Origin of the sequence: Methylophilus sp. OH31 (assembly GCF_000576615.1) — a bacterium.
Taxonomy (GTDB): domain Bacteria; phylum Pseudomonadota; class Gammaproteobacteria; order Burkholderiales; family Methylophilaceae; genus Methylophilus.
In genome coordinates this window covers 357,152-375,317 of sequence record NZ_BAUS01000007.1, presented here as the reverse complement: position 1 = coordinate 375,317, position 18,166 = coordinate 357,152, and the positions used below count along the sequence as shown (strand labels likewise).

General features: G+C 52.0%; 17 protein-coding genes. 11 read left to right on the top strand and 6 right to left on the bottom strand.

All coding sequences use genetic code 11. The features are described 5' to 3' along the window. Positions 1 to 9: 9 nt before the first annotated feature. Complete coding sequence (gene cysG / locus OH31_RS11095; RefSeq protein WP_024930781.1) at positions 10 to 1,401, bottom strand: siroheme synthase CysG; 1,392 nt, start codon at positions 1,399 to 1,401, stop codon at positions 10 to 12. Between the two features lie 127 nt (positions 1,402 to 1,528). On the opposite strand from cysG, the gene miaB reads away from it, so the two are divergent. Further along, the gene (gene miaB, locus OH31_RS11090) at positions 1,529 to 2,866 is read left to right on the top strand and encodes a tRNA (N6-isopentenyl adenosine(37)-C2)-methylthiotransferase MiaB (protein WP_036299120.1); all 1,338 of its coding nucleotides are present in this window, start codon (positions 1,529 to 1,531) and stop codon (positions 2,864 to 2,866) included. A 2-nt stretch (positions 2,867 to 2,868) separates the two neighbouring features. Next, positions 2,869 to 3,819: a PhoH family protein gene (locus tag OH31_RS11085; protein ID WP_024930779.1), complete on the top strand. Its 951-nt coding sequence runs from the start codon at positions 2,869 to 2,871 to the stop codon at positions 3,817 to 3,819. A gap of 677 nt (positions 3,820 to 4,496) precedes the next feature. Here the strand turns inward: OH31_RS11085 and OH31_RS11080 are convergent. Continuing rightward, a complete protein-coding gene (locus tag OH31_RS11080) occupies positions 4,497 to 5,114 on the bottom strand; it encodes a glutathione S-transferase (protein ID WP_024930778.1) in 618 nt (205 codons plus the stop codon). Then, entirely contained in the window at positions 5,114 to 6,130 is a 1,017-nt protein-coding gene (locus OH31_RS11075) for a quinone-dependent dihydroorotate dehydrogenase (RefSeq protein WP_024930777.1), read from the bottom strand. Before OH31_RS11075 ends, OH31_RS11080 begins: the two co-directional genes overlap by 1 nt. A gap of 165 nt (positions 6,131 to 6,295) precedes the next feature. Here OH31_RS11075 and OH31_RS14840 point away from each other — a divergent pair, with 165 nt between their 5' ends. Next, entirely contained in the window at positions 6,296 to 6,421 is a 126-nt protein-coding gene (locus OH31_RS14840) for a DUF3149 domain-containing protein (protein ID WP_019883169.1), read from the top strand. A gap of 50 nt (positions 6,422 to 6,471) precedes the next feature. Here the strand turns inward: OH31_RS14840 and OH31_RS11065 are convergent, their stop codons facing one another. Then, entirely contained in the window at positions 6,472 to 10,341 is a 3,870-nt protein-coding gene (locus OH31_RS11065) for a DUF3683 domain-containing protein (RefSeq protein ID WP_024930776.1), read from the bottom strand. Positions 10,342 to 10,436: 95 nt separating this feature from the next. On the opposite strand from OH31_RS11065, the gene OH31_RS11060 reads away from it, so the two are divergent. Genes OH31_RS11060 through OH31_RS11050 form a run of 3 tightly spaced genes read left to right on the top strand, consistent with a single transcriptional unit; the run spans position 10,437 to position 12,105 of the window. Then, entirely contained in the window at positions 10,437 to 10,943 is a 507-nt protein-coding gene (locus OH31_RS11060) for a TlpA disulfide reductase family protein (protein WP_024930775.1), read from the top strand. Beyond that, on the top strand, positions 10,944 to 11,354 hold the full coding sequence (locus OH31_RS11055; protein WP_024930774.1) for a CopD family protein: 411 nt from the start codon (positions 10,944 to 10,946) through the stop codon (positions 11,352 to 11,354). A gap of 4 nt (positions 11,355 to 11,358) precedes the next feature. After that, on the top strand, positions 11,359 to 12,105 hold the full coding sequence (locus OH31_RS11050; RefSeq protein ID WP_024930773.1) for a hypothetical protein: 747 nt from the start codon (positions 11,359 to 11,361) through the stop codon (positions 12,103 to 12,105). A gap of 45 nt (positions 12,106 to 12,150) precedes the next feature. Here the strand turns inward: OH31_RS11050 and OH31_RS11045 are convergent, their stop codons facing one another. Next, positions 12,151 to 12,648, bottom strand: coding sequence for an SRPBCC family protein (locus OH31_RS11045; RefSeq protein WP_024930772.1), 498 nt, complete (start codon positions 12,646 to 12,648; stop codon positions 12,151 to 12,153). A 150-nt stretch (positions 12,649 to 12,798) separates the two neighbouring features. On the opposite strand from OH31_RS11045, the gene OH31_RS11040 reads away from it, so the two are divergent. The 5 genes from OH31_RS11040 (at position 12,799) to OH31_RS11020 (ending at position 16,654) form a co-directional block, all read left to right on the top strand. Then, positions 12,799 to 13,365: a TetR/AcrR family transcriptional regulator gene (locus tag OH31_RS11040; RefSeq protein WP_019883175.1), complete on the top strand. Its 567-nt coding sequence runs from the start codon at positions 12,799 to 12,801 to the stop codon at positions 13,363 to 13,365. 86 nt (positions 13,366 to 13,451) lie between these two features. Next, a complete protein-coding gene (locus OH31_RS11035) occupies positions 13,452 to 14,420 on the top strand; it encodes a carbohydrate kinase family protein (protein ID WP_019883176.1) in 969 nt (322 codons plus the stop codon). Positions 14,421 to 14,491: 71 nt separating this feature from the next. After that, positions 14,492 to 14,950: a glycine zipper 2TM domain-containing protein gene (locus OH31_RS11030; protein WP_024930771.1), complete on the top strand. Its 459-nt coding sequence runs from the start codon at positions 14,492 to 14,494 to the stop codon at positions 14,948 to 14,950. Between the two features lie 164 nt (positions 14,951 to 15,114). Next, positions 15,115 to 15,903 (top strand): GNAT family N-acetyltransferase, encoded by a 789-nt coding sequence (locus tag OH31_RS11025; RefSeq protein WP_024930770.1) that lies wholly within the window; start codon positions 15,115 to 15,117, stop codon positions 15,901 to 15,903. A gap of 16 nt (positions 15,904 to 15,919) precedes the next feature. After that, positions 15,920 to 16,654, top strand: a complete 735-nt coding sequence (locus tag OH31_RS11020) for a 1-acyl-sn-glycerol-3-phosphate acyltransferase (RefSeq protein WP_024930769.1) — start codon at positions 15,920 to 15,922, stop codon at positions 16,652 to 16,654. A gap of 14 nt (positions 16,655 to 16,668) precedes the next feature. Here OH31_RS11020 and chrA read toward each other — a convergent pair whose 3' ends face one another. Continuing rightward, positions 16,669 to 18,036: a chromate efflux transporter gene (gene chrA / locus OH31_RS11015; protein WP_024930768.1), complete on the bottom strand. Its 1,368-nt coding sequence runs from the start codon at positions 18,034 to 18,036 to the stop codon at positions 16,669 to 16,671. Between the last annotated feature and the right edge of the window lie 130 nt (positions 18,037 to 18,166).

Genomic DNA, 18,166 nt, shown 5'->3' with positions numbered 1-18,166 from the left:
GACCCGGCTTTACTCGTCGGTCGGTGTAAACCAGTTCAAGCGTGCGCGCAATTTCACCACTTCGCCAATAATGGTCAGGCTGGGCGGCTTTAACCCAGCAGCGGCGACATCTGCGGCCAAGTTTTTCAGGGTAGACTCCACCACGCGTTGCTTTTGTGTCGTGCCCTGCTGAATCACGGCGGCGGGCATATCTGGCGAAACCCCTTGTGCAATCAGCTTGGCGCAAATTTGCTCCAGCCCCACCAAACCCATATAAATTACCACCGTTTGCTTGGGCCGCGCCATGGCCTGCCAATCCAAATCAATCGTGCCATCTTTCAGGTGGCCAGTGATAAACAAACAGGCTTGTGCATAATCCCTGTGCGTCAATGGGATACCGGCATAACTGGAAACACCATTCGCCGCCGTGATGCCAGGCACCACCTGAAATGGCACGCCATGTTGCATCAGGGTTTCAATTTCTTCCCCCCCGCGGCCAAAAATAAACGGGTCGCCGCCTTTGAGGCGCAACACGCGCTTGCCTTCCAATGCCAGCCTGGCTAGCAACTGGTTAATTTCCTCTTGTGGCAAAGTATGCTGGTCGCGTGATTTACCGACGTAAATCAACTCGGCATCGCGTCGCACCAGCTCCATCACCTCTTTACTGACCAGCTTGTCATAGACACACACGTCACACTGCTGCATCAGGCGCAACGCCCTGAATGTCAACAAGTCAGGATCCCCCGGGCCGCCGCCCACCAGATACACTTCACCTCGCGTGGGCGCATCTTCACTCTGACTGAGCAACTCACCCAGCAAGTCACGCGCAGCCTGTTCCTGGCCGGACAATACGCGCTCGACCAACGGCCCATTCAATACGTCTTCCCAAAAACGGCGGCGCGCAGGCATATTGGTAAACTTGGCCTTCACCTGCTCGCGAAACTCACCGGCAATGGTCGCGATACGGCCATATGCCGCAGGCAGCATGGTTTCTATTTTACTGCGGATATGTCGCGCCAATACCGGCGCATTACCTTCGCTGGAAACCGCGATCACCACCGGGCTGCGATCTATAATGGAGCCCATGGTGAACGTGCATAAAGCCGGAGCATCCACCACATTCACCGGGATATTCAGGCGTTTAGCCGCAATCGAAACCGCTTCATTCACGACCTCATCATCTGTGGCTGCAATCACCAGGCAAGCGCTCGTCAGTTGCTCAGGCTGAAATTGATCCTGCACGTATTGAATCTCACCCTGCTCGAACAACACGCGCAACTCATCGCACAATTCAGGCGAGATTACCGTGACCTGGCCTTGCGCCTTGCGCAGCATGAGTACCTTGCGCGTGGCGACATCGCCGCCACCAATGACGACACACAGGCGTTGTGCAATATTGAAAAAAATCGGTAAGGCTTGCATGCAGACAGTGTTTGAATAAAAGAAGTGTATTTTACCGCAGTGACCAGTGCTCCGGGGATTGATTGTTGCCTAGGGTTTCACCTGTAAATACGCTAAAATACTGTTTTTGTGAGAAATTTAGCGTTCAATGAAGCAGGAAAGCGGAAAAAAGATATTCATTAAATCGTTTGGTTGCCAGATGAATGAATACGATGCTTCGCGCATGGTTGACCTCATGCGCGAACACGACGGCATGACCCAGACCGATAATATGGAAGAAGCCGACGTGATTCTGCTCAACACTTGCTCGGTGCGCGAAAAAGCTGAAGAAAAAGTATTCAGCCATTTGGGCCGCATGATCCCGCTCAAAGAGAAAAATCCCAACCTGGTCATTGGCGTCGGCGGCTGTGTCGCCAGCCAGGAAGGTGACGCGATTATCAAGCGCGCCCCTTATGTCGACGTCGTGTTCGGCCCGCAAACCCTGCACCGCCTGCCAGAGCTGATCAAAGCCAAGCAGCTTGAAAACAAACCGCAGGTGGATATTACCTTCCCCGAAATTGAGAAGTTTGACCATTTGCCACCACCACGCATCGAAGGAGCGACAGCCTTCTTAAGCATCATGGAAGGCTGCAGCAAATACTGCAGTTTTTGCGTCGTACCTTACACGCGCGGTGAAGAGTTCTCACGTCCATTTGAAGACATCCTGACCGAGGCGATCCAACTGGCCGAACAAGGCGTGAAAGAAATTACCCTGCTAGGCCAAAACGTGAACGCCTACCGTGTGCAATATGCAGGGATTGAAGCTGATCTGGCGATGCTGATTGAAACCGTGGCCGAGATACCGCAAATCGAGCGCATCCGCTACACCACCAGTCACCCGAACGAGATGAACGAGCGCCTGATTGCCTGCCATGCCAATGTGCCAAAACTGGCCAATCAATTACATCTACCGGTACAAGCTGGCAGTGACCGCATCCTCATGGCGATGAAACGCAACTACACCGCGTTGCAATACAAAGGCCTGATCCGCAAACTGAAAGCAGCCAATCCAGCACTGACCATTACCAGCGATATTATTGTTGGCTTCCCGGGCGAAACAGAAAAAGACTTCCAGGCCACACTCAAACTGATGCGCGATGTCGGTTTTGATTACAGCTTCAGCTTCCTGTACAGCCCGCGTCCGGGCACACCAGCCAGCTACCTGCCTGACGAAACCCCGCAAGCGGATAAAGCCGCATGGCTGAAGCAATTGCAAACCGAAAACGAAACCAACGGTGATGCCATCAGCCGCGCCATGCTAGGCACCGTGCAACGCGTACTGATTGACGGCCCCTCCTGGAAAGACCCTGGCTTGCTGGCGGGTAAAACGGATAATGGCCGCGTCGTGGATATCGCTGCCGATACCCGTTTTATCCATCAAATGGTTCAAGTCAAAATTACCGACGTCTACAACCCCCATCGCCTGGTTGGCGAAATTGTGAATTAAGCATGGAAATTACCTTAAGCCCCGAAGACAACCTGATGCTGGCCAACCTGTGCGGCCCGCTGGATGAAAACATCCGCCAACTCGCCAATGGTCTTGATATTGAAATCAACCGCCGTGGCAGCACCTTCTATTTGAGCGGCACGCAAACCAATATGCGGCTGGGCGCGCAAATGCTGGAAAACTTTTATGCGCGATCCAAAAAGCCAATTGAGTTGGAAGATATTCAATTAGGCCTGGTCGAAATCGACAAACTCAAACCAGAAGAAGTTGCCAGTAGCGCGATGCCGGTATTGATGACACGCCGTGGCGACCTGCATGGCCGTACGCCACGCCAGGTCAGTTATTTGCAGCAAATCCAGGACCACGACATCACCTTTGGCATCGGCCCCGCAGGTACAGGTAAAACCTACCTCGCCGTCGCCAGCGCGGTGGACGCTATGACACGTGACCGTGTAAAACGGATTGTATTAGTGCGCCCGGCCGTGGAAGCCGGTGAGCGCTTGGGCTTTTTACCCGGCGACTTAAACCAGAAAGTTGACCCTTACCTGCGCCCGTTGTATGACGCGCTGTATGACCTGGCAGGTTATGACACGGTGAATAAAATGTTCGAACGTGGCGCCATTGAAGTCGCCCCGCTCGCCTATATGCGTGGCCGTACGCTCAACCAGAGCTTTATTATTCTGGATGAAGCGCAGAACACCACGCCGGAGCAGATGAAGATGTTTTTAACCCGCATCGGTTTTGGTACCAAAGCCGTGATTACGGGGGACGTCACGCAGATTGACTTGCAGCGTCACCAGAAAAGTGGCTTGGTAGAAGCACAAAAGATTCTCAAAGATGTCAAAGGCATCGCCTTTACCCAGTTTATGTCGCAAGATGTAGTAAGACATCCGTTAGTGCAGAAGATTATTAATGCGTATGAGAAGTTTGAGCAGTCTGCTGCAGAAAAGTGACTAAGCACTTCTGATATTTAAGTGTTGTGCATTTAAGCATCAGCTTATTTCGCCTCTCGGCGAGTCACTTTCTGATGCTTGCCCCTCAGAAAGTAACCAAAGAGGAGGGCACCCAGCCATCACGGCCTTCGGCTCCCTTGCGTTGCTCAACAAAATAAGCCGGTCACGAAACTCATCCTAGCGAGCTGCAAACGACGCAGCCCACCGCGGGATTCGAACAGTCGCTCCCTCTACTCTTATTTTGTCTCCGCTACTCAGCGTGATGGAATGGGATTTGTCTCATCTAACTTACATGGATTTAGTTTGGACGGTTTAAAAACCGGATTCTTTTGTTAAACCTGCTAAACGGTGGCGCTCGCGGGTGTTCGGGGTCCCCATCTGCCGCGCCGAGCAACGCAGGGTTGGCGGGAGTATTCGGCCATCGGCTGTCCGAGTTCCGCAACAAGCCACGTTCTGTGTGGCTTGTCAGGGCGAGTTTCGATGGACGCCCGGCAAGCCGAGTAGCGCAAGGAAAAAGCGGAAGCTGGGGTGCATTTCTTTTGGTTACTTGTTCTTTGGGGCAAGCAAAGCAAAGAAAAGTAACTCGCCTACAGGCGAAAAACGATGTCACCCAAGCCCACAAAACAAAAAATCAGAAGAATGACTTTTTTAAGCAATGTCAGCCCAGGCAATACTGGCTATGTCGACTCAATATATGTTGGAAACTTCTGCATAATCTGCGCAAACAACGCACTTTCCAGCCAACCGTTTAACCAAGCCCGCAATTGCGGATAAGCACTATCAGCGAACCACTCAGCATCCACAGCCGCGAACTGGCGGATAAACGGAAAAATCGCCACATCTGCCACACAGGCAGAGTCCCCCAACAAAAAGCGATGCTGCCGCAACGCCGTTTCCAGCGCCTGCAAGAACTGCTCGCCCTGCTGGCGGTAAAAAAATGGCGCTTGCTCTGGATAACGCTCAGGGTATTTATAGCGATCAAGCGCCTTTTTAAAGTCGCCATCATTGATGCTAATCAAGCGTTCCACCGCGTCACGGTCTGCTTTCAGCCAGCCTTGCGGATCGTGCTGTGTTAAGGCCCACCACATAATATCGAGACTCTGCTCGAGCACTGTGCCATCGATCAATTGCAAAACTGGCACCGTAGCTTTAGGTGAAATCTGCAATAAATGCGCAGGCTTTTCTCGCAATGAAACTTCACGTATCTCAAGCTGGATATCAGCAGCCCACAATGCCATGCGTGCACGCATGGCGTAGGGGCAACGCCGATAGGAGTAAAGGACAGGCAACGCCATTACAGCAGCGCTTTACGGCAATCCTTAATCAGCTGCGGGCCTTTATAGATTAACCCGCTATACAACTGCACCAGGCTGGCACCGGCTGCCATTTTTTTTTTGGCATCGTCCCCATTCAAAATGCCACCTACGCCAATAATCGGCAAACTGCCTTGCAATGTAGCCGCCAGGGTTTGGATCACACGTGTAGACCCTGCCTTCACAGGCGCGCCTGACAGGCCTCCAGCTTCTTCCGCATTCGGCAACCCGGCCACAGCATCACGCGCCAGCGTGGTATTGGTCGCGATGACACCATCCATGCGGTGCTGCATTAACAGTTCAGCAATTTCCTGCACTTGCTCAGTCGTGAGGTCCGGTGCAATTTTAAGCACCACGGGCACATATTTACCATGCACCTGTGACAGAATTTTTTGCTCGGATTTGAGTGTAGCCAGCAATTGGCCTAGCGCGTCTTTTTCTTGCAGCGCGCGCAGGTTCTTGGTGTTGGGCGAAGAGATATTCACTGTGATATAGCTGGCATGGCTATACACTTTACGCATGCAGGTCAGGTAATCTTCTGCTGCCCTGTCGTTAGGCGTATCAAAATTTTTGCCTATATTGATGCCCAGAATGCCCTTGAACTTGCTGGCCTTCACATTCTGGATCAACTGATCCACACCCAGGTTATTAAAGCCAAAGCGGTTAATAATCGCTTGCGCCTCTGGCAAACGGAACAGGCGTGGTTTGGGATTACCCGGTTGTGCGCGTGGTGTGACGGTGCCTACCTCAATAAAGCCGAACCCCAACGCAGCCATGCCGTCAATCACGGCAGCATTTTTATCAAGGCCTGCGGCCAGGCCCACCGGGTTAGGAAAAGTCAGCCCCATCACCTGCGTAGGCTGTTCTGGCAAACGGCCAGCAGCCAATGCCAGCAGCCCCAGTTTTTCAGCGCGCTTGAGCGATTGCAAGGTGAGGTCATGTGCCTGCTCTGCATCCAGTTGAAACAGCAGCGGTTTGATTAGCGGGTAAACATTCATCTGTTATTTTCCTGAAGAATTCTCAAGTAAGGCAGCACAAGCTGTATTTCAGCGCTTACTGCCTGCATCACTTTTGCGTTACATCAAAAACCATGTCAACAATAGGGTTCAAAATTATCCTCAGAATCAGTGCTTGCTAATCATGAGCTTACAGGAGGAAACCCAATGAAAATTTTGATTGATTTATTATCTACAGACTATGGTTTGATGAGTTTTATCGTGATTGCAGTTATTTTTGTAGTCATGACCTGGGCGGGCATTTACGTCTACCTCAAGGCGCGCCAACAATAAGCGCCACACGACCACTAGCAGAAACCCCGCTTTCGCGGGGTTTATCTTGTTTACAGCAGCACTTTTTCAATGCCGCCGTTATTGGCTTTCTGGATGTAATTTTCCATCCAGTTTTCACCTAGCACATGCTTGGCCATTTCCACCACGATATAGTCGGCTTCAATACCGGTATCATCCCCATAACGTGACAAGCCTTGCAGGCAGCTTGGGCAAGAAGTCAGAATTTTGACCGCCTGCTCAGGCGCACCAACGGTCAGGCCCATCTTGGCCATGCCTTTTTCCAGTTCTTCCTGCTTGCGGAATTTCACCTGGGTCGCAATGTCAGGACGTGCCGCTGCAAACGTACCAGACTCACCGCAGCAACGGTCATTCAGTGCTACATCGGTGCCCATCAGCTTGTTGGTGACTTCCAACGGCTTATAGGTTTTCATCGGCGAATGGCATGGGTCGTGGTACATATAACGTGTACCAGTCACGCCTTGCAAGCGCATATCTTTTTCCATCAGGTATTCGTGGATATCGAGCAGACGGCAGCCCGGGAAAATTTTCTCGAACTCGTATTTCTGCAACTGATCCATGCAGGTACCGCAAGACACAATCACGGTCTTGATGTCCAGGTAGTTCAGTGTATTAGCCACGCGATGGAACAACACACGGTTATCAGCGGTGATCTCCTGGCCTTTATCGTGGTTGCCGGACGCCGTTTGCGGATAGCCGCAACACAGGTAACCTGGTGGCAGCACCGTAATCGCGCCCACCTCATACAGCATGGCTTGTGTTGCCAGGCCGACGTTGGAGAACAAGCGCTCGGAGCCACAACCCGGGAAGTAGAACACCGCTTCTGAATCTTCAGTCACTTTCTGCGGATTACGAATCACCGGGATCATGGTGTCGTCTTCCACACCCAACATGGCGCGCGAAGTCTTAGACTGCATTTTCTTCGGCATCGGGCGATTAATAAAGTGAATCACCTGTGCCTTGATTTCAGCCTTACCCACCGTGGCTGGCGGCGCTTTTTTATCCTTGAGCAAGCCAAACTTCTTGGCCAGGCTATTGGCGATATTAATGGCTTTATAGCCCATGCCGATCATGGTGCCGCGCAAGAATTTAATGGTCGCCGGATCCTTAGCGTTCAGGTACAACATGCCCGCAGCGGTGCCTGGATTGAATTTCTTTTTACCCTGTTCGCGCAGGAAATTACGCATCTTGACCGACACATCGCCGAAGTCGATATTGACCGGGCACGGCTTTTCACAACGGTGGCAAACCGTACAATGGTCGGCCACATCGTTGAACTCGTCAAAATGCTTGAGTGAAATACCGCGACGCGTCTGCTCTTCATACAAGAAGGCTTCAATCAACAGCGAAGTACCCAGAATTTTGTTACGTGGCGAGTACAGCAAGTTGGCGCGTGGCACATGCGTTGAACACACCGGCTTACACTTGCCGCAGCGCAAACAGTCAGAAATATCATCTGCAATTTCGCCAATCGCAGACTGCTCCATGATGATGGACTCTTGCTCCAGCAAACCAAAGCTAGGCGTGTAGGCGTTTTCCAGCCCGGAGCCCATCAACAATTTGCCTTTGTTAAAGTGGCCTTTCGGGTCGACCTTGTTTTTATAAGCCGCAAAGGTATCAATGGTCGCCTGGTCCAGGAACTCCATCTTGGTGATACCAATACCGTGTTCGCCGGAAATCACTCCATTGAGGCCACGTGCCAGGTCCATCACGCGCGCCACGGCGGCGTGTGCATCCTGCATCATGCCGTAGTCATCGGAGTTGACCGGGATATTGGTGTGCACGTTACCGTCACCAGCGTGCATATGCAGTGCAATAAACACACGGCTCTTCAGCACGCTCTTTTGGATTTCATCCAGCTTGTCGAGGATTTTCTGATATTCGCGGCCGACAAAAATATCAGCCATCGGGCGCTTCAGTTCGCGCTTCCAGGACACGCGTAAATCGTAAGATTGCACGGCACGGAATACATTTTCATACTGCGCATAAGGCTTGCCCAACTCACCCAGCACATTGACGGGTTCGTCCAGCGTGTTCAAAATCATTCGCCATTTGGCACGCAAATCACGCAGCAACTGCAAGGCAATATTTTGTTTAGACTTAACGCCTTCCGGATCAGCATTGCCGTCTTCGTCAGGTTGCAAAGGCAAATCGCCCTGCATAAAGGTTTCCAGCTCGTCTACCAAACGCAATTTATTTTGGATCGACAACTCAATATTGATGCGCTCGATGCCGTCAGAGTACTCACCAAGGCGTGGCAATGGAATCACCACATCTTCGTTAATCTTAAAGGCATTGGTGTGGCGTGCAATGGCGGCCGTACGTGAACGGTCAAGCCAGAATTTTTTGCGTGCTTCAGAAGAAACGGCGATAAAACCTTCACCATTGCGTGCATTACACATGCGCACCACAGCAGACGCTACTTCACCGACGGCATTTTCGTCATCAGAGGCGATATCACACAACAACACCATTTTCGGGCGTTGCTGACGCGCAGCCTTGGTCGCATAGCCAACCGCCTTGATATAGCGCTCGTCCATGTGTTCCAGGCCAGCCATAATCACCGCAGGCGTTTGTTTGGCGGTCGCATCCAGGTAGTCCTTGATCTCCACAATTGCAGGCACAGCGTGCGACACGTTACCAAAAAATTCCAGCGCAATGGTACGCACATGCTTGGGCATGCGGTGCAGAATAAACGTGGCGGAGGTAATCAGGCCATCGCAGCCTTCTTTTTGTACGCCAGGCAGGCCAGACAGGAATTTATCAGTCACGTCCTTACCCAGGCCAACCTTACGGAAGCTAGGCCCTGGAATCTCGAGAATCTCTGGCTCGGACAGCAAATTCTTGAAATCAATGTCGTAGCGGCTGATTTTGAAGCGCGCCATCTCGATATCATGAATCTTGCCCAGGTTATGATCCAGACGCTCGACTTCGAGCCAGGTAGCATCTGGCGTCACCATACGCCATGAGGCGAGGTTATCCAGTGCAGTGCCCCACAGCACAGCTTTTTTACCACCGGCGTTCATCGCCACGTTACCACCAATACAGCAGGCATCTGCCGAGGTTGGGTCGCATGCAAATTCCAGCCCGGCGTCAGTCGCCGCATCCATGGCGCGGCGGGTTACCACGCCTGCACCACACTCAATCGTGGCCACCTGGCGTGAAACACCCGGCAAAGTGCGCATTTGCACGCCAGTGTGCTGGTCCAGTTTTTCGGTATTAATGACTGCAGATAACGGTGTCAGCGGCACGGCACCACCGGTATAACCCGTACCACCGCCACGCGGGATAATGGTTAAGCCTAACTCGATACACGCACGTACCAGGTAGGAAATCTCGGCTTCAGTATCCGGGTTAATCACCACAAACGGATATTCGACACGCCAGTCAGTTGCGTCGGTCACATGCGACACACGCGCCAAACCATCAAACTGCACATTATCCTTGCGGGTAAACTTGGTCAGTTTAGCCAAGGCTTTTTTACGCAAATCGGCCGTTTGCTTGAAATCATCAGCAAATTTTTCAATCGCTTTGGTCGCAGCAGCGACCAGCTTTTGTACTTTATCGTTACCGCCACTACGCTCGTTAATCGCAGAAATGCGATGATACAAAGCCTCGATCAGTGCCTTGCGACGCTTTGGGTTTTCCAGCAAATCATCTTGCAGATATGGATTGCGTGATACCACCCAGATATCGCCCAACACCTCAAACAGCATACGTGCACTACGACCCGTTTTACGCTCTGCGCGCAAGGTATTTAAAATCTCCCAGATTTCTTCGCCCAGAAACCGAATGACGATTTCGCGGTCAGAGAAGGAGGTATAGTTGTACGGGATTTCGCGTAAACGCGTGAGAGGAGTAGAATTGTGCTTTAACAAATCTGCGTTGACAGGTGCGTTCATTGATAATTTATCAAAAACAAAAGCTAATTATACCACGCCGCATTCGGCACAAACACGGTACAGCCGCCAGGGTTTTTGACTAATCAGGTTTTCAGATGTCTACATTCAAATCTAAGTTTAAAAAATGGGTAGTGCCACTGGTCGCGCTGGCCCTGTTTGCAGGGCTGGCCTTGGCTGTAATGCAAAAACCACAGGCGCCCGAGGTCACATTCACCACCTTGAGTGGCGAAAAAATCAGTATGGAATCGTTGCGCGGTAAAACCGTGCTAGTTAATTTCTGGGCCACAGATTGCCCGGGCTGTATCAAGGAAATGCCAGACCTGATCAACACCTACCAGCAATATAAAGACAAAAACCTGGTGGTGATTGCCGTCGCCATGCCTTACGACCCGCCCGCGCAAGTCGCCAATTACACCAAAGAAAAAAACCTGCCTTTTACCGTCATGCATGATGGCTACGGCGAAATGGTGAAAGCCTTTGGCGACGTCAACCTGACGCCAACCACCTTTATTTTTGACGTGCAAGGCAATCGCCTGCAAAAAACCATAGGCGAACTCAACTTCACCGAGTTACGTCAGCTATTAGACAAGGAAGCCAGCTAAATGCTGTGGGTTAAGGCGTTTCATATCATTTTTGTCACCAGCTGGTTTGCCGGTTTGTTTTACCTGCCGCGCATTTATGTCAATCTGGCCATGGAGCAGGATCCGCAAGCCCAGGCCCGGCTGCTGCTGATGGCACACAAGCTTTACCGCTTTATGCAACCATTGATGTTACTGGCGCTGGCTTTTGGCCTATGGCTATGGTTGGGTTATGGCTTCAAAGGCGGCTGGCTGCATGCCAAACTGACACTGGTGATTGCGCTGATCGGCTACCATCACTATTGCGGCAGACTGTTAAAACAATTCCGCGCACAGCAAAACCACCACAGCCACGTCTGGTTCCGCTGGTTTAACGAAGTGCCGGTAATACTATTGGTTGCCGTGGTCATTCTGGTCGTGACCAAACCGTTCTAAGCGCATGCTGGACGCGCTGCTGCAATCCGAATGGCTGATACGCATGCTGGACAAGTCCGGCAAGCAAGCCGCGCACAAACTGCTAGCCTTATTCAACATTCTTGACGACCTGCTGTCCAGCCCGATGGCGCAACAGCCAGCCAACACGACAACAGACATTAACCAGCCTGACAGGCTGCAATACTACCTGACCGCCCAGGCACAACTGGCAGGCGCCAGGCTGCCTGACATGCTGGCCAATCAGTTGTATTTTATGGCGCGCAGTGCCTGCCAGGAAAAACTGCTACATCCACAATCCAGCGCCCTGCAACATGCCAGGCAAGCTGCGCAGGCACTGCTTGATGTGCAAACCAGACGCGAGATCAACTGGCTAGCCATCCGCAACTATGGCGTGGTCATCGTGACATTATTGTTTGGCGTCATCGGCGGATACTATTGGCATATGCAGGTCACGCCAGTACCCGCGCTGCAAGCAAAAGCGCCAGAATACTCGCCGCCTGCGCACCCTCTGTCACACGAAGCCAGCCCCTCTGAAACCGCTGCCATTTACAGCCGCCTGGAAACCATGAAGCACGGCGATTGCCGCTTGCTGGAAGCGATTCAGCTGCCAGAGCGACTGAAAAGTATTTATATCGAAAACATCATCAATGGCCACGTCACCACCAACCGCGATGAACAAGTGCTGGTCAACCAATTGCTGGACCAGGTTAAATGTAATTACACCCCCAAGCTGATGCTGAACTCCAAATAAAAAAGCCGTCGCAATCGCGACGGCTGATCACTCACATTTGCCCAATTATTGGAATAATGTTTTCAGCTGATTCAAACCACCATCGTAAACGCCCTTAATCGTATCAGAAGCCGCTTTTTCGTCAGCCGGCGCTTTTGGCAAGAAATGACCTTCCCACACCACCACAGACTTGCCGTCGCCATTGCTGTGCACACTTACGGTTGATGCATATTCATTCACAGGTAACACGCTATCGGTGATTTTGTAAGAATAGCTTTTAGATTTGGTATTGTAGGCCGTCAATGTTTCGTTAATTTTGCCGCCATCCTGCAAGGTTAATACGCGCTTGGCACCGGCATGGTTATTTTTACCAGAGACAATTTCAGTTTTGGCCACTGCCGGATGCCAGGCGCCCAGATCGCCAAAATCAGCAACTTTTTTCCAGACCACATCGACCGGCTGGTTAAGCTCCACCGACTTGACCACAAATAACGGCTCCGCCGCAAACGCACTGCCTGCAGCAGCCAATAATGTTGCTAATACCAATGATTGTAGTTGACGCATGATGTTCTCCTGTTGTGATTGATTGCCCATAAAACTATACTATACGGTATAGTATATTTAACACGATAATTAAAACTAAATCAATAGGATTTATTCCTTGCGACTTGGCTTACCTCTATACAAGGCGGTATAGAGTGCTATAATCAAAGCATGAATACTTTAAAGCAAAAGATTCTTCAGGTTTCCACTGACCTGTTTCAGACGCGCGGTATCAACTCCACCGGCGTGGATACGATTGTGGCCGTGGCTGGCACCACCAAAATGACGCTTTACAAGTATTTTGAAACCAAGGAAGAGCTGATCCTGGCCGTGTTGCAGCAAAGCCATCAGGACTTTCAAAATTGGATGAATGAAAAACTGGGCGGCCTCGGCGGCAGCCCGAATGAAAAAATCCAGAAACTGTTTGAATTCATTGAAGAATGGGTGACTTCGCCCTCCTTCACCGGTATCGCTTTTATCAAGGCCTCGGCAGAATTCCCTAACGAAGAAAACCGCATCCACCAACTGTCTTCGCAGCAATCGCGCGAGTTTCGCCAGTTCATCACCAAATTGGCGCAAGACGCCAATATTAAAGATGCCGAAGGCCTGGCACTGCAACTGTCCATCCTGTTTGAAGGCGCCGTACAGGCCGAACAAATCAAGCGTGGTTCCGGCGCGATCAAATCGGCCAAAAAAGCCGCCAAAACCTTAATCGACATGGCCATCAAACAATCCTGAGCCTCATCAGGCTTTCAGCACTTGCCAGCCGCCTGTCTGGCGGCAATAATAGCCTCACTTTCAATTAAAGACTTTTAAGCGGATTCATGAACATTCTAATTTGCGGTTCACTGGCCTACGACACCATCATGGTGTTTCCTGACCAATTTAAAAACCATATTCTGGCGGACAAAATCCACAAACTCAGCGTTGCCTTTTTGGTGCCGGAAATGCGTCGTGAATTCGGCGGCACCGCAGGCAATATTGGCTACAACCTGCAATTGCTGGAAGGCCAGCCACACATCATGGCCACCGTGGGAGATGACTTTGCGCCTTACCAAGCCTGGCTGGAACAAAACAATATTGACCCGCGGCATATCACAACAGTGGCGGGCACTTATACCGCGCAGGCGTTTATCACCACCGATATGGATGACAACCAGATCACGGCTTTTCACCCGGGCGCCATGCAGCATGCACACGCCAATAGCGTGAATGATGCGCGCGACATCAAGCTGGCAATCATTGCGCCAGATGGCCGCGATGCCATGTTCCAGCATGCCAAAGAATGCCACGATGCGGGTATTCCATTTATGTTTGACCCTGGCCAGGGCTTGCCAATGTTTAATGGCGAAGAACTGTTGCATTTTATTGAAATGGCCGACTATCTGGCGGTGAACGATTACGAGTCACAAGTCATCCAAGACAAAACAGGGCTATCATTAGAACAACTGGCTGCTAAAGTAAAAGCGCTGATTGTGACCTTGGGTAGCGAAGGCTCACATATTTATGCCGATGGTCAACGCCATGATATTCCATGCGTTAAAGCAGAGTCTTTGGTAGACCCAACTGGCTGTGGCGATGCTTATCGTGCCGGCTTGTTATACGGCATTGTGCGCGGCTGGGACTGGAAGGCTTGTGGTCGCCTGGCATCCACCATGGGCGCCATCAAGATTGGCAGCCGTGGCGGCCAGAACCACCAGCCAAGCAGAACAGAGATTGAAAACATTTATAGCCACGCATTGGTACAGGATGCGCTCAAAGAAGACCCATCCCTGCGCCAGACTGCCAGCTAAGCAATGTGCATTAGATATAAGTGATTTACGTTAAATAGTGAAGTGATGTGTGTAAATACTAGGAGAGAAAAATGACAACACGCGTATTAAAATGGATGACTGTCGCAGTGATCACCGGGGTATTGGCGGCGTGCGCCAGTTCAAACTCTGGCAATGTGTATTCACGAGACGAAGCGCGTAAAGCACAAACAGTCAAAACCGGCGTGGTGGAAAGTGTACGCTCCGTGAAACTGGAAGGCACCAAGTCACCTGTCGGTACCATTGCCGGTGGCGCCATTGGCGGTATTGCGGGCAGCTCGGTCGGCGGCGGCAAAGGCAGTGCGATTGCTGCCGTGATTGGCGCAGTCGCCGGTGGCCTGGCGGGCTCTGCCGCAGAAGAAGTGGCAACGCGTAAAAATGCTTACGAAATCACAGTCAAGCTGGATGGCGGCGGTTTGGTCGCCATTGTGCAAGAGGCTGACGAGCAATTTAACGCGGGTGAGCGTGTGCGTATTGTTGAAAGTGGCGGCACCTCCCGCGTTTCTCACTAAGCGCGGAAATAGTTTCATTTAAAAGAGCGACCATGGGTCGCTCTTTTTTATTTAGCGCGCGCAGTTTAGTCACTGGCGGCGTCACACAACTGTCACACCAACGTCACCAATCGTTCATGTGGCACTCCTAATATCTCGCTAAACCTCAACCAAGGAGTTGCGTGATGTTAGAACGCCATCTGCAAGAGCACGGCACATACCAGGCAGAAATTCAATCGCCAGCCGACACCACCCGTAAGCCAGCTTCAACCCTGAGCGTGGCACTGGCCACCAGCGCAGAAGAGATCATGGAAGCACAACGCCTGCGCTACCAGGTGTTTGCTGAAGAAATGGGCGCACAAATCAAAGGCCAGCAAGGGCTGGATGTCGATGGCTTTGATGCCTTTTGTGATCATTTACTGGTGCGCGACGATGCGACCCAGCAAGTTGTCGGCACTTACCGTATATTGAACCCGATGCAAGCCATGCTGGCAGGTGGTTACTACTCCGCTGGCGAGTTTGATTTAAGTCGTTTGGCCCCGCTGGCTGATCGTACAGTGGAAGTCGGCCGCGCCTGCGTACACGCTGACTACCGTAGCGGCGGCAGCATCACTATGCTCTGGGCAGGCTTGGCCAAATACATGATGGCTCGCCAGTATGAGTACATGATCGGTTGCGCCAGCATCTCCATGCACGACGGTGGCCATACCGCTGCGTCCCTGTTTAACAACTTGCGTGACGACTATTTATCGCCTGCAGAATACCGCGTGTTCCCGCACAATCCATTGCCGATTGATGCCCTGGATCAATCCCTGACCGTCGCTTGCCCGCCACTGGTCAAAGGCTACTTGCGACTGGGCGCCTATATTTGCGGCGAACCAGCCTGGGACCCTGCTTTTAATACGGCAGATATGCTGGTATTGTTACCCCTGTCTCGAATGAATCCCAGATATGCTGCGCATTTCTTGAAATAACTTGCCACAAACCTCAATGATCGTTCGCGGGTGGCGCATCACCCGCATCACACTGCATGTCCTGACAGGTGTCACCTTAGCCGCCATTGTGTTGCCAGTGTGCAACCGCTGGATGCGGCTCGGCCTGATTCAATGGTGGTGCAAGCGCCTGCTGCACTGTTTTAACCTGCGCGTGACCACCAGCGGCGAATTGCCCGATATCCGCACCCACGGCGTGTTGTTTGTAGCCAACCATATTTCCTGGTCAGATATCCATGCCATCAACAGCATCATCCCGGTGCGCTTTGTCGCCAAGCTGGAGATCAGGGACTGGCCAGTCTTTGGTTACCTGGTCAGAAAGTCCGGCACCATTTTTATCAACCGTACACGTAACCGCGATGCGGCGCGTGTGGTGAATATTTGCAGCCATGCACTCAAATTGAATGACAATCTATGCGTGTTTCCGGAAGGGACTACCACCGAGGGCCTGAGTGTTCTGCCGTTTAAAAGCAGCCTGATTCAGGCGGCTATTGAAGCCAACACCAAAATCATCCCGGTAGCGATTCATTATCCATTGCCTGATGGCCAACCGAATCTGGACGTAGCTTACGCTGGCGACACCTCGATCATCGAATCGATGAACGCCTACCTGAAAATGCAGCAACCGACGGTGCACTTGCATTTTGGTACGCCAATTACAGCCAGCGGACAATCACGACAACAGCTGGCTCAGCAAGCACACGCGCAGATTACCGCAACATTATTTGGTTAATATGGCCGTCTGACCTAGCGCAGCCATTGCACCAGCATCCCCACCACTGCAGACGCAGCAATCACGGCAATCACATTCAGCTTAAAACGCGCCAGCGCCAACCAGGCCACGATGGCAAGGCCGATGGCTAGCCAGTCTAAGCCAGGGAACCATGTGCTCTGCAAAAACACATGGTAAGCAAAAAACAGGGCCAGATTTAAAATCACGCCGACCACGGCAGCGGTAATGGCACTCAGTGGTGCCGTGAGGCGTACATTGTCACGTGTATTTTCAATCAGCGGCGCACCGCTAAAAATAAATACAAAACTGGGCAAAAAGGTAAAAAAAGTCACCACCGTCGCCGCCAAAAAACCTGCCAGCAATGGCCCATCTGCGGCCAGCGCCTGGTTGAGCCAACCACCAACAAAACCGACAAAGGTCACCACCATAATCAATGGGCCAGGCGTGGTTTCGCCCAGGGCCAGGCCATCCATCATCTGCGCCGGGCTGAGCCAGTGGTAATGATCCACGGCACCCTGATAGACATAAGGCAAGACGGCATAGGCACCGCCAAAAGTCAGCAAGGCCGCTTTGCTGAAAAACCAGCCCATTTGCGTCAACGCCCCCTGCCAGCCGAAGTGCCACCACAAGCCAGCCATCACCAGCAGCCAGAGTATCGCCCCCGTGACTGCAATGCGCACCATGCCCAGCCAGCTAAAACGTGCATGTGCCGGTGTAGGCGTGTCATCATCAATCAGGGCACGGCCAAAATGGTGAGTGGCTGCACCATGCCCGCCCACGGTAAAGAGTTTGGGAGCCAGATGCCCGCCGATAAAACCCAGGCTTGCAGCAGTCAATACGATCAGAGGAAACGGCAATTTGAACAGGAAAATCGCCACGAATGCCAAGGCAGAAATCGCCCACATGACGCGATTTTTTAGCGCGCGCGTGCCAATGCGGTAAGCCGCAAACAACACAATCGCTACCACCGCCGGTTTAATGCCGTATAAAGCACCCGCCACCGTCGGCACGTGACCATAAGCCATATAGACCCAGGCCAGTAACACCAGCATAAAAAACGAAGGCAAGACAAACAGCACGCCGGCGATCACGCCGCCCCAGGTACGATGCATGAGCCAGCCGATATAGGTCGCCAGTTGCTGCGCCTCCGGGCCAGGCAAGACCATGCAATAATTAAGCGCATGTAAAAAACGTTTTTCAGATACCCAGCGCTTCTGCTCGACCAGGTCGTGATGCATGATGGCAATTTGCCCGGCCGGGCCGCCAAAACTGATCAAACCCAGCTTGAGCCAATACCAGAAAGCCTGCCTGAGCGACACTGGTGCAGGTGATGTGTGTATGTCAGTGGAAGAAGTCATATCAGAAGAATGATGTGCGTGCATAAGGCCTCATTTCATAGGGCATTGCTCATGGCTGAGCATGACCCAAGATTTGAGCAGTCCTTGGACGCAGGGCGTCTTGAAGCGGGGAGGCTGCTGAATCCCCAGTGCGCATCATAACATGCTGCGCACG

What these genes read in the sequence shown, in the direction of transcription:
- OH31_RS11055 (WP_024930774.1), top strand. Translation starts at nt 10,944, where the DNA reads ATGCTGTGGGTTAAGGCGTTTCATATCATTTTTGTCACCAGCTGGTTT.
- OH31_RS11080 (WP_024930778.1), bottom strand. Translation starts at nt 5,114, where the DNA reads ATGGCGTTGCCTGTCCTTTACTCCTATCGGCGTTGCCCCTACGCCATG.
- OH31_RS11030 (WP_024930771.1), top strand. Translation starts at nt 14,492, where the DNA reads ATGACAACACGCGTATTAAAATGGATGACTGTCGCAGTGATCACCGGG.
- OH31_RS11050 (WP_024930773.1), top strand. Translation starts at nt 11,359, where the DNA reads ATGCTGGACGCGCTGCTGCAATCCGAATGGCTGATACGCATGCTGGAC.
- OH31_RS11025 (WP_024930770.1), top strand. Translation starts at nt 15,115, where the DNA reads ATGTTAGAACGCCATCTGCAAGAGCACGGCACATACCAGGCAGAAATT.
- OH31_RS11045 (WP_024930772.1), bottom strand. Translation starts at nt 12,648, where the DNA reads ATGCGTCAACTACAATCATTGGTATTAGCAACATTATTGGCTGCTGCA.
- chrA (WP_024930768.1), bottom strand. Translation starts at nt 18,036, where the DNA reads ATGCACGCACATCATTCTTCTGATATGACTTCTTCCACTGACATACAC.
- cysG (WP_024930781.1), bottom strand. Translation starts at nt 1,401, where the DNA reads ATGCAAGCCTTACCGATTTTTTTCAATATTGCACAACGCCTGTGTGTC.
- OH31_RS11075 (WP_024930777.1), bottom strand. Translation starts at nt 6,130, where the DNA reads ATGAATGTTTACCCGCTAATCAAACCGCTGCTGTTTCAACTGGATGCA.
- OH31_RS11085 (WP_024930779.1), top strand. Translation starts at nt 2,869, where the DNA reads ATGGAAATTACCTTAAGCCCCGAAGACAACCTGATGCTGGCCAACCTG.
- miaB (WP_036299120.1), top strand. Translation starts at nt 1,529, where the DNA reads ATGAAGCAGGAAAGCGGAAAAAAGATATTCATTAAATCGTTTGGTTGC.
- OH31_RS11035 (WP_019883176.1), top strand. Translation starts at nt 13,452, where the DNA reads ATGAACATTCTAATTTGCGGTTCACTGGCCTACGACACCATCATGGTG.
- OH31_RS11040 (WP_019883175.1), top strand. Translation starts at nt 12,799, where the DNA reads ATGAATACTTTAAAGCAAAAGATTCTTCAGGTTTCCACTGACCTGTTT.
- OH31_RS11060 (WP_024930775.1), top strand. Translation starts at nt 10,437, where the DNA reads ATGTCTACATTCAAATCTAAGTTTAAAAAATGGGTAGTGCCACTGGTC.
- OH31_RS14840 (WP_019883169.1), top strand. Translation starts at nt 6,296, where the DNA reads ATGAAAATTTTGATTGATTTATTATCTACAGACTATGGTTTGATGAGT.
- OH31_RS11020 (WP_024930769.1), top strand. Translation starts at nt 15,920, where the DNA reads ATGATCGTTCGCGGGTGGCGCATCACCCGCATCACACTGCATGTCCTG.
- OH31_RS11065 (WP_024930776.1), bottom strand. Translation starts at nt 10,341, where the DNA reads ATGAACGCACCTGTCAACGCAGATTTGTTAAAGCACAATTCTACTCCT.